9 protein-coding genes and 3 tRNA genes are annotated in these 9,077 nt (G+C 72.4%); 10 read left to right on the plus strand and 2 right to left on the minus strand.

The annotated features are described in order from the left end of the window. Positions 1–229: 229 nt before the first annotated feature. The 6 genes from AB0B98_RS26850 (at position 230) to arfB (ending at position 4,993) form a co-directional block, all read left to right on the plus strand. The gene (locus AB0B98_RS26850) at positions 230–1,279 is read left to right on the plus strand and encodes a MoxR family ATPase (RefSeq protein WP_357366229.1); all 1,050 of its coding nucleotides are present in this window, start codon (positions 230–232) and stop codon (positions 1,277–1,279) included. Beyond that, on the plus strand, positions 1,276–2,289 hold the full coding sequence (locus tag AB0B98_RS26855) for a DUF58 domain-containing protein (protein ID WP_357366231.1): 1,014 nt from the start codon (positions 1,276–1,278) through the stop codon (positions 2,287–2,289). Before AB0B98_RS26850 ends, AB0B98_RS26855 begins: the two co-directional genes overlap by 4 nt. Then, complete coding sequence (locus tag AB0B98_RS26860) at positions 2,286–3,245, plus strand: VWA domain-containing protein (RefSeq protein ID WP_357366233.1); 960 nt, start codon at positions 2,286–2,288, stop codon at positions 3,243–3,245. Before AB0B98_RS26855 ends, AB0B98_RS26860 begins: the two co-directional genes overlap by 4 nt. A gap of 38 nt (positions 3,246–3,283) precedes the next feature. Next, positions 3,284–4,138, plus strand: coding sequence for a trypsin-like peptidase domain-containing protein (locus tag AB0B98_RS26865; RefSeq protein ID WP_357366234.1), 855 nt, complete (start codon positions 3,284–3,286; stop codon positions 4,136–4,138). A 98-nt stretch (positions 4,139–4,236) separates the two neighbouring features. After that, positions 4,237–4,533, plus strand: coding sequence for a hypothetical protein (locus tag AB0B98_RS26870; RefSeq protein ID WP_210786404.1), 297 nt, complete (start codon positions 4,237–4,239; stop codon positions 4,531–4,533). A gap of 34 nt (positions 4,534–4,567) precedes the next feature. Continuing rightward, on the plus strand, positions 4,568–4,993 hold the full coding sequence (gene arfB / locus AB0B98_RS26875) for an alternative ribosome rescue aminoacyl-tRNA hydrolase ArfB (RefSeq protein ID WP_210786405.1): 426 nt from the start codon (positions 4,568–4,570) through the stop codon (positions 4,991–4,993). Between the two features lie 28 nt (positions 4,994–5,021). Here arfB and AB0B98_RS26880 read toward each other — a convergent pair whose 3' ends face one another. Both AB0B98_RS26880 and AB0B98_RS26885 read right to left on the minus strand, forming a co-directional pair. Next, entirely contained in the window at positions 5,022–5,888 is an 867-nt protein-coding gene (locus tag AB0B98_RS26880) for a 3-methyladenine DNA glycosylase (protein WP_357366237.1), read from the minus strand. 34 nt (positions 5,889–5,922) lie between these two features. After that, positions 5,923–7,341 (minus strand): hypothetical protein, encoded by a 1,419-nt coding sequence (locus AB0B98_RS26885; protein ID WP_357366239.1) that lies wholly within the window; start codon positions 7,339–7,341, stop codon positions 5,923–5,925. A 174-nt stretch (positions 7,342–7,515) separates the two neighbouring features. Here AB0B98_RS26885 and AB0B98_RS26890 point away from each other — a divergent pair, with 174 nt between their 5' ends. The 4 genes from AB0B98_RS26890 to AB0B98_RS26905 all read left to right on the plus strand — a co-directional run bounded on the left by AB0B98_RS26890 (position 7,516) and on the right by AB0B98_RS26905 (position 8,952). Further along, on the plus strand, positions 7,516–8,319 hold the full coding sequence (locus AB0B98_RS26890) for a fumarylacetoacetate hydrolase family protein (RefSeq protein WP_357366241.1): 804 nt from the start codon (positions 7,516–7,518) through the stop codon (positions 8,317–8,319). A gap of 108 nt (positions 8,320–8,427) precedes the next feature. Continuing rightward, positions 8,428–8,499: transfer RNA gene (locus AB0B98_RS26895), tRNA-Gln, on the plus strand. A 134-nt stretch (positions 8,500–8,633) separates the two neighbouring features. Next, a tRNA-Glu gene (locus tag AB0B98_RS26900) sits at positions 8,634–8,706 on the plus strand. A gap of 173 nt (positions 8,707–8,879) precedes the next feature. Next, positions 8,880–8,952, plus strand: a tRNA-Glu gene (locus AB0B98_RS26905). The last annotated feature ends 125 nt before the right edge of the window (positions 8,953–9,077 follow it).

The raw sequence follows: 9,077 nt of genomic DNA on the forward strand, positions 1-9,077 counted from the left end.
CGGCCGCCGGCCGGGTCCGGGCATTGATCGACTCGGGTTTCAGGAAGTCGGGGTGTCCGGGGATCCGGGATACCCCGACTTCCGTGAACGCGCGGACTTTGGGCTCTCCTCGGCCGGCTCGCGACGGTCGTCACCCTTCCGCGCGGCTCATCCCCATTCCGGCCACTCCGGGCCGGTCCGGGCCGCACAATCCCACGTTTGCCGGGCGCGTGCCCGGGAAGCAAGCACCGTGACGGACATCTCGGACACCCTGGCCAGCATGCCCAGCCCGGTCGATCCGGAGCCGACCGGCATCGAGCTGGAACAGACCCTCTTCGAGGTCAAACGCGTGATCGTCGGGCAGGATCGCCTCGTCGAACGCCTGCTCACCGCCCTGGTCGCCAACGGACACTGCCTCCTGGAGGGGGTACCCGGCGTGGCCAAGACACTGGCCGCGCAGACCCTCGCGACGGTGGTCGGCGGCACCTTCTCCCGGATCCAGTTCACCCCGGACCTGGTGCCCTCCGACATCGTCGGCACCCGGATCTACCGGGCGTCAAAGGAAACCTTCGACATCGAGCTGGGGCCGATCATGGCCAACCTGGTGCTGGCCGACGAGATCAACCGGGCCCCGGCCAAGGTCCAGTCGGCGCTGCTGGAGGCGATGGCCGAACGGCAGGTCTCGATCGGCGGGCGAAGCTGGCCGGTGCCGGAGCCGTTCCTGGTGCTGGCCACCCAGAACCCGATCGAGTCCGAGGGGGTCTACCAGCTCCCGGAGGCGCAGCGTGACAGGTTCCTGATGAAGGTGGTCGTCGACTACCCCAGCGACGCCGACGAGCTGGCCATCCTCTACCGGATGAGCACCGACCGGCCGAGCCCGCGCCAGGTGCTCGACGCGCAACGGCTGCGGGACCTTCAGATCCACGCCGAGCGGGTCTTCGTCCACCACGCGTTGGCCGAGTACGTGGTGCGGCTCATCCTCGCCACCCGCGACCCGGGCCGGTTCGGGCTGCCGGAGATCGCCCCGCTGTTGGCGTACGGGGCCAGCCCACGGGCCACACTGGGCCTGGTCGCGGCCGCCCGGGCACAGGCCCTGCTGCGGGGCCGGGAGTACGTGCTGCCCGAGGACATCCGTGAGCTTGCCGTGGACGTCCTCGCCCACCGGCTGGTGCTCTCCTTCGACGCGGTGGCCGACGGGGTGTCGGCCGAGAGCGTGGTGCGACGGCTCGTCGAGGCGGTGCCGCCGCCCCGGCTCGCCACCGGACACCCGCAGCAGACACCGGATCTGGCGGCGGCATGAGACGCGCCGCCGTCGCCCCCGCCGACCCCGGCCTGGCCGAGCTGGCCCCGGACCAGCGCCTGCGCCGCCTGGAACTGACCGTCACGCGCCGACTCAACGGCCTGCTGCACGGCCAGTACCGGGGTCTGCTGCCCGGTCCCGGCAGTGAACCCTCGGGCAGTCGCGAATACCGGCCGGGCGAGGACGAGGTCCGTCGGATGGACTGGGCGGTGACAGCCCGGACCGCCGTGCCGCACGTCCGGCAGGTCGACGCCGATCGGGAGCTGACCACCTGGCTGCTCGTCGACGGCAGCGCCAGCATGGAGTTCGGCACCGCCGAGCTGGACAAACGGGAACTGGCGGTGGCCGCCGTCGCGGCGGTCGGTTTCCTGACCGCTGGCGTCGGCAACCGCCTCGGCGCCCAGGTGCTGCACGCCGACGGGGTACGCCGCTTCCCGGCCCGCAGCGGACGTACCCATCTGCTCGCCCTGCTCCGCGCGCTGCTCGCCGCCCCCCGGGCCACCGCGCCCACCGAACGGCCGGGGCGCGGGCCGGCGGCCCTACCGCCCGATCTGGCCGACGGCCTCGACGCGCTGCACCGGATCGCCAACCGGCGTGGGCTGGTGGTGGTGGTCTCCGACTTCCTCGACGGACTGCCCGACGACCCCGGCCAGACAGCGCCGTGGGAGCGGACCATGCGCCGGCTGGCCGTCCGGCACCAGGTGCTGGCGATCGAGGTGACCGACCCGCGTGAGCTGGAACTACCGGACGTCGGCCTGATCACGCTCGTCGACCCGGAGACCGGTCGGCACCGCGAGGTGTGCACATCGGACCGAGGGCTGCGCGAGCGGTACGCCGAGGCCGCCACCGCCCAGCGCGAACAGGTCCACCAGGCGCTGCGCCGCAGCGGAGCCACCCATCTGCCGCTGCGCACCGACGGCGACTGGAGCGCGGACATCGTCCGGCACGTGCACGCCCAGCGTCGGCTGGCCGCCGCGCCGGCCGGCAGGCCCCGGGGAGGTGCCGCGTGAGCTGGGAGTCGCCGCTGCGACTCTGGCTGCTGCTCGGCGTGCTCGCAGTGGTCGTCGCGTACCTGGTGCTGCAGCGGCGCCGCAGCCGCTACGCGGTCCGCTTCACCAACCTGCGGCTGCTGGACCGGGTGGCGCCGCAGCGGCCCGCCTGGCGTCGACACGTACCAGCCGGGCTCTTCCTGGCCATGCTGGCGCTGCTCGTGGTCGGCTTCGCCCGACCGAGCGCCGAGGTCCGGGTGCCCCGGGAACGGGCCACCGTGATGGTGGCGGTGGACGTCTCCACGTCGATGCTCGCCACCGACGTCGAACCGGACCGGCTGGCCGCGGCGAAGGAGGCCGCCCGGCGCTTCGTCGAGGGCCTGCCCGACGAGTTCAACGTGGGTCTCGTCGCGTTCGCCGGCAGCGCCGCCGTGCTGGTGCCCCCGGGCACCGACCGGGACGCCCTCGACGAGGGGATCGACAGGCTCGCCGAGGGCATCACCGGGGTCCAGGGCACCGCTATCGGCGAGGCCATCAACACCTCACTCGGCGCGGTCAAGAGCCTGGACAGCGAAGCCGCGAAGGAGACCCCACCCGCCCGGGTCATCCTGCTCTCCGACGGCGCCAACACCTCCGGGATGGACCCGATGGAGGCGGCCGCGGAAGCGGTGAAGGCGGAGGTGCCGGTGCACTCGATCTCGTTCGGCACCCCGTCCGGGTTCGTCGACAGAGGCGGACGGCCCATCCAGGTGCCGGTTGACGGACAGACCCTCAAGGCGGTCGCCGAGGAGACCGGCGGCATGTTCCACGAGGCCAGCACCACCGACGAGCTGCGGGCCGTCTACGACGACATCGGCAGTTCGGTCGGCTACCGCACCGAGCGGCAGGACATCTCGGCCCGGTTCATCGGCCTCGGACTGGTGTTCGCGATGGGCGCCGCCGCCGGCTCGATGCGCTGGTTCTCCCGGCTGCCCTGACCGCCACGCACAACCGACGTCGACAGTGAGGAGTACGCATGGCTGTGCAGACCGGACTGGGCGAGCCGCGCGGTCCCTGGTTCATCTCACCGGAACTCGACCCGGACGGGCGCGGGTGGTGGGACGCGCCCGAGCGCGACCCGGGCGGGCGACGGCCTGGGCGGCTGTTCGCCGTGTTGGCGGTGGTGGCGGTGTCGGCCGTCTCCGGTGCTCTCGCCGGTGGCGTGGTGGCCAGCCGGGACGGTGCTGGTGGCCCGGCCGCGGCGTCCGCCGCCCCGGTGCCGGCCGAGCTGGTCACCGCTGCCGAACGGACCGTACCCGGGGTGGTGTCGGTGCTGGCCGGTGGTGCGACCAGCGGGTCCGCTACCGGCTCCGGCTTCGCTGTGGACGACCAGCAGCACCTGATCACCAATGACCACATCCTGGCCAAGGGCGGTGGCGGGCCGGTGACAGTGGAGCTGCCCGACGGCCGCCGGTTCGCCGCCGAGGTGGTCGGACGGGAACCGCGCAGCGACCTGGCGGTGCTGAAGGTGCCGGCATCCGCCGGTCTCACCCCACTGCCCCTTGCCAAACCGGGCGCGACCCGGGTCGGTGAGCCGGTCCTCGCTGTGGGCTCGCCGCTCGGCCTGGCCGGAACCGTCACCGCTGGCATCGTCAGCGCGCTCGACCGGCAGGTGCGGCTCGGCAACAACCGGCACAGCGCGGTGCAGACCGACGCGTCCATCAACCCCGGCAACTCCGGTGGGCCGCTGGTGAACGCGCGGGGAGAGGTGGTCGGGGTGAACACCGCCATCGCCACCATCGACGGAAACGGCTCGATCGGCATCGGGTTCGCCATCCCGATCGACCAGGTGCAGCAGACCGCAGACACGATCATCGGCAAGGGCGGCTGAACTGCCCGAACGCCCTGACGGGGGCCCGCACTGTCAGATATCCGGCCGGACGGCATCGGACAATGGAAATATTACGCTCGGTATGGATACTGGCGGAGGTGGAGCGTCCTCTTCTCACGGTCCTCCTGCTGGTGGGCCTGGTCATCGGATGTGCAGTGGGGTCGGCGTACGCCCGGGCACGACGCGGGTGGAACGATTACCAGACCGTCAAGAAATCGGTGCCAGGCGCCCGCCGGGGCGCCTGGTCGCTGATCCGTGGCGTCGTCGTGAAGGCCGCGGTGATCGGGGTGCTGCTCTTCGGCGCGGTGGCGTACGCGGCCGTCGGCTCCGACGAGGAGACCGCCGGGCCGGCGCCCAGCCAGTCCCCGACGCAGAGTGAGCCTCCGCACCGATGACCCCCGGCGCGTCGTCGCGGGTTAGCCTCGGGGCGTGGACGACGGACTGCGGGTGACCGACCGGTGGGTCGTCCCCGCCGGGGAGCTACGGGAGCGCTTCTCCCGCTCGTCGGGGCCGGGCGGGCAGGGCGTGAACACAGCGGACTCCCGGGTCGAGCTGAGCTACGACGTGGCCAACTCTCCGGCCGTGCCCGAGTGGCTGCGGCCGCGGGCGCTGGCCCGGCTGGCCAACCGCCTCGTCGACGGGGTGCTGACGATCGCCGCCAGCGAGCACCGGGCCCAGCTGGCCAACCGGGAGGCGGCCCGCGCCCGGATGACAGCACTGCTGCGGGAGGCCGCCGCGCCCCCACCGCCGACCCGCCGAGCGACCCGCCCGTCCCGTGGGGCCAAGGAACGCCGGCTGGCCGAGAAGAAACGCCAGTCCCAGCGCAAGCGGGACCGCCGCGCCGACGACGACTGATCGACGCCGTGGGGCGTGGGGCGTGGGGCTAGGCCGGGACGGCGGTTAGCAGGCGGTCGCGCAGCACGGCGGCCCGCTCGGCGAACCCGCGCTGGGCCGCCGCGTACTCCGCCCGGCCGTCCGGGGTCTCCACGCGCACCGGCGGGTAGCCGAGTGCCGCCAGGTCGTACGGGCTGGCCCGCATGTCCAGCGTGCGGATGTCCCGGGCCAGGTCGAACGCGTCGGCGACCAGCTCCGAGGAGACCAACGGCGACAACTTGTACGCCCACTTGTACAGATCCATGTTGGCGTGCAGGCAGCCCGGCTGCTCGTGCGCGTGCTGCGTCTCCCGGGTCGGGGTGAGCAGGTTCAACGGGCGGGCCGGCGGGGTGAAGAACCGGAACGCGTCGAAGTGGCTGCACCGCACGCCCCGCTCCTCGACGACCTCGGCGGTGCGTTCCGCGCTGAGCCGCAGCGGCCAGGCGTTGTGCCGCAGCTCCTCCCGGGTCTGCCGGTAGACCATCGCCCACTCGTGCATCCCGAAGCAGCCGAAGTGCGCCGGACGCCCCCGCGTCGCTTCCAGCAGGGAGCGGATCCAGGCGATCGATTCGCCGCGCCGGGCGCGTACCCCCTCGGTGTCGAGGGTGACCCCGGCGGCGGTGGCGCGGTAGTCGCGGCCGAATTCGGCCGGATCGGCGTCCCGTAGCTCGACCCCCGGGCCCGGATGCCATCGCCGCAGCTGGGCCGGGCGGTGCGAGTAGTAGGTGAACAGGAAGTCGGCCACCGGATGCCGCTCACCGCGTCGTCGCCGGGCCAGGTGCGGGGTCAGCCAGACGTCCACCCGCTCCTCGTGGGCCCGGCGACGGGCCTGCCACTGCGTCGCGTCGAGCACGGCGGGGGCGAGGGCGGCGGTCACGCACCCCAGGGTACGACCGCCGCCCGCACACCGGTCAGGGCATCTGCACCCGGACCCCGGCGGAGAACACCCCACTGCGCAGCTCCAACTGCTGGGGCGGGTCCCGCCCGTCCACCGTGAAGACCAGTGGGAGCACCATCCGGGTGCCCGACGCCATCGGGTCGGCGAAGACGTCCCGACCGAGGTTCGCCGTCCGGGTGGCCGCCTCGTCGGTGCTCACCCAGCGGCCGCCGGGCAGGTACGCCCGTTGCAGTTCGCTGTGCCAGGGCTGGTGGTCGCCGGTGACGTTGCGCACGCCGACGGTGGCCTCGCAGCGTCGCCCGTTGGCCGGCGCGGCACCGCCGCCGTCGGGCTTGCCCGCGGTGCCCGGTGCGCCACAGATCATCCGGTACACGGTGAACTCGAACGCCGACTCGCGCAGCGGCACGCCCAGCGACCCGGTGACCCCGGTGCCCATCCACGCGCCGCTGGTGGGCTGCTTCTGCGTGTCGATCGCCGAGACCTGCCGGGTCGCCGTCCAACCGGCGGTGCCGACCACGCCGGCCAGCACCACGACGGCGGCACCCACCAACATCCAGACCGGCGGGGTACGCCGGCGTCGCACCGGACTCGGGGTTGCCGGGCGGGGATAGACCGTCCCACGGCCACCCTCGGCGCCGCCGCCTGTGGAGAGCGCGGCAGCCGTCACCCGACGCCCGCGCCGACGTCGCCACACCCACACCACCGCGGCGCTGATCAGCAGCAGAACCGCCAGTCCGGCGAGCAGCACCGGGTAGCGGCGCCACGGCGGCGCCTCGCTCACCTCGGCCGCCGGTGCCGCCGCCGCCTGCCAGGTGGCCGTGGCGCAGTCGTACGGCCGGCTGCCGTCACTGGTGAACGCGCAGGTCGGCGCGGTCAGCGGCCGGCCCGGCGCGGTCGCCGCGAGCGCGGTGCCCAGGGTGGTGGTGCTGTGCGCGGGCAGCCGCAACCGCCAGGTCACCTCGGTGGTCGATCCGCCGGCCGGGTTGGACCGGCCACCACCACTGATCGCGGTGGTCGTCGAGCCGGGCGGCAGTTCCTGTCGCACAGTGGTCTCCAGCGGCGAGTTGCTCACGTTGCGCACCTGGATCCGGTACCTCGGTGCCGGGCTGCTCTCCGTGGCGACCGCCACAGTGACCTGTTGCGGGGGCGCCGACGCCGGTGCCCGGGTCGGTGGTGCCATCGCCGGTGGCGCCGAGGGCGGGGTGGGCTCGGTCACCCGCGCGACCATCGCCACCGGCGGCCGGGTTCCCGCTGGTGCCGGGATGGCGGCCGGTGGTGGTGCGGCCGCCGTTGGTTGTGGCGTGGCGGCCGGTGGTCGTGGCGCGGCCGCCGCCTCCGGGGCCGCCGTCGGCAGGGCCGGCACGGCGGCGAGGATGCCGAGGCAGTGCACGAACACTGCGAGGGCTCTGTGGTGTCGTGTCGATGCAGGCATACGAACGAACCTCCGGAGCCGACGCTAGGGGCGAGTCGCCTCCGTGCGGGTACGAAGTCGAGAAGTCCGCCCCGGTCACCTCCAGCTCCGATAGGGTGCCGCGGGCTGACGGGTTGAGCACACCCGACAGCCGGTCCTGGCCGGTCGGGGCACCCGCGGCGCTAGATTGGCCGGGTGCGTATCGCTCGTTTCGCCCATGCCAAGGGAATGTCGTTCGGTGCCGTCGAAGGCGAAGCGGAGGCCGGGCCGGAGAGCCTGACCATCGCCGAGATCGAGGGCCACCCGTTCGGCAATCTGTCCTTCAGTGGGGCCCGCTGGGCCCTCTCCGACGTTCGGCTGCTCTCCCCGATCCTGCCCAGCAAGGTCGTCTGTGTCGGCCGCAACTACGCCGACCACGCCGCCGAGCTCGGCAACGAGGTGCCCAAGGAGCCGCTGCTCTTCCTCAAGCCGTCCACCTCGGTGATCGGCCCCCGGGACGCCATCCGGCTGCCGATCTTCTCCAAGCAGGTCGAGCACGAGGCGGAGCTGGCCGTCGTGATCGGGGCGCCGGGTGCGCGCCGCGCCGACCGCGCCGCCGCCGAACGCGCCATCTTCGGCTACACCTGCGCCAACGACGTCACCGCTCGGGACCTCCAGCGTTCGGACGGGCAGTGGACCCGGGCCAAGGGCTTCGACTCGTTCTGCCCGATCGGCCCGTGGATCACCACCGGACTGGACGTCTCCGATCTGGAGATCCGGTGTGAGGTGGGTCGCAACCCGGAGGAGATGGAGGTACGCCAGCTCGGCCGGACGAAGGACATGGTCTTCGACGTCGCGGGTCTGGTGTCGTACATCTCGCACGTGATGACTCTGCTGCCCGGCGACGTCGTTCTCACCGGCACCCCAGCCGGGGTTAGCCCGCTTGTCGAGGGGGATACGGTCACCGTGCGGATCGACGGCATCGGTGAGCTCACCAACCCGGTGGTACCCGTCGCCTGATCCGTCTGATGCCCCTGTTTCCGCAGCTCACGGGTGGTTCGGGGGGATCGGATTTGGCCTGCCGGCACCGGGAGGGTAAAGTTCACTCCCGGCGCCGCAAGGGGCCAATGGGGTATGGGGTAATTGGCAGCCCGACTGATTCTGGTTCAGTTAGTCTAGGTTCGAGTCCTGGTACCCCAGCGCTGCTGGAATTCGCGAGAATTTCCAGACGCTGGATTCTGACGGAGTTCGACTCCGCCCCTTCGGGGGCGGAGGGTGGTCTTCGGTAGAGTGCAGCTCCTCCACCGCTGAGGTGGGGGAGCGAAAGTTGTTCTGGCCCCGTCGTCTAGTGGCCCAGGACGCCGCCCTCTCAAGGCGGTAGCGCCGGTTCGAATCCGGTCGGGGCTACATTGTGCACAGCCCGTCTCACCTCGTGAGGCGGGCTGTTTCGTGTCCGTGGCCGGGCCCGTTCCGGCCTCCGTCGGGCCCTCGGGCGACAGCGCACCCCGCGCTCGTGCCCGGGTGCGGTGCCGCTAGACTACATTCGCACCGCCCGCGAGGGTGGTGAACGGAAAAGTTCTGGCCCCGTCGTCTAGTGGCCCAGGACGCCGCCCTCTCAAGGCGGTAGCGCCGGTTCGAATCCGGTCGGGGCTACAACCAAAGGCTCGTCACGCAAAGCGTGACGAGCCTTTCCCACATCCACCCACCGCCGCCCCCACCCCCTCCCCCCCCCCTCACCACCCGAGGAAATAAAGTTAATTTACACTAACAGCAGGGGA

It is taken from the genome of Micromonospora sp. NPDC048947, assembly GCF_040649495.1.
Taxonomy (GTDB): domain Bacteria; phylum Actinomycetota; class Actinomycetes; order Mycobacteriales; family Micromonosporaceae; genus Micromonospora; species Micromonospora alfalfae.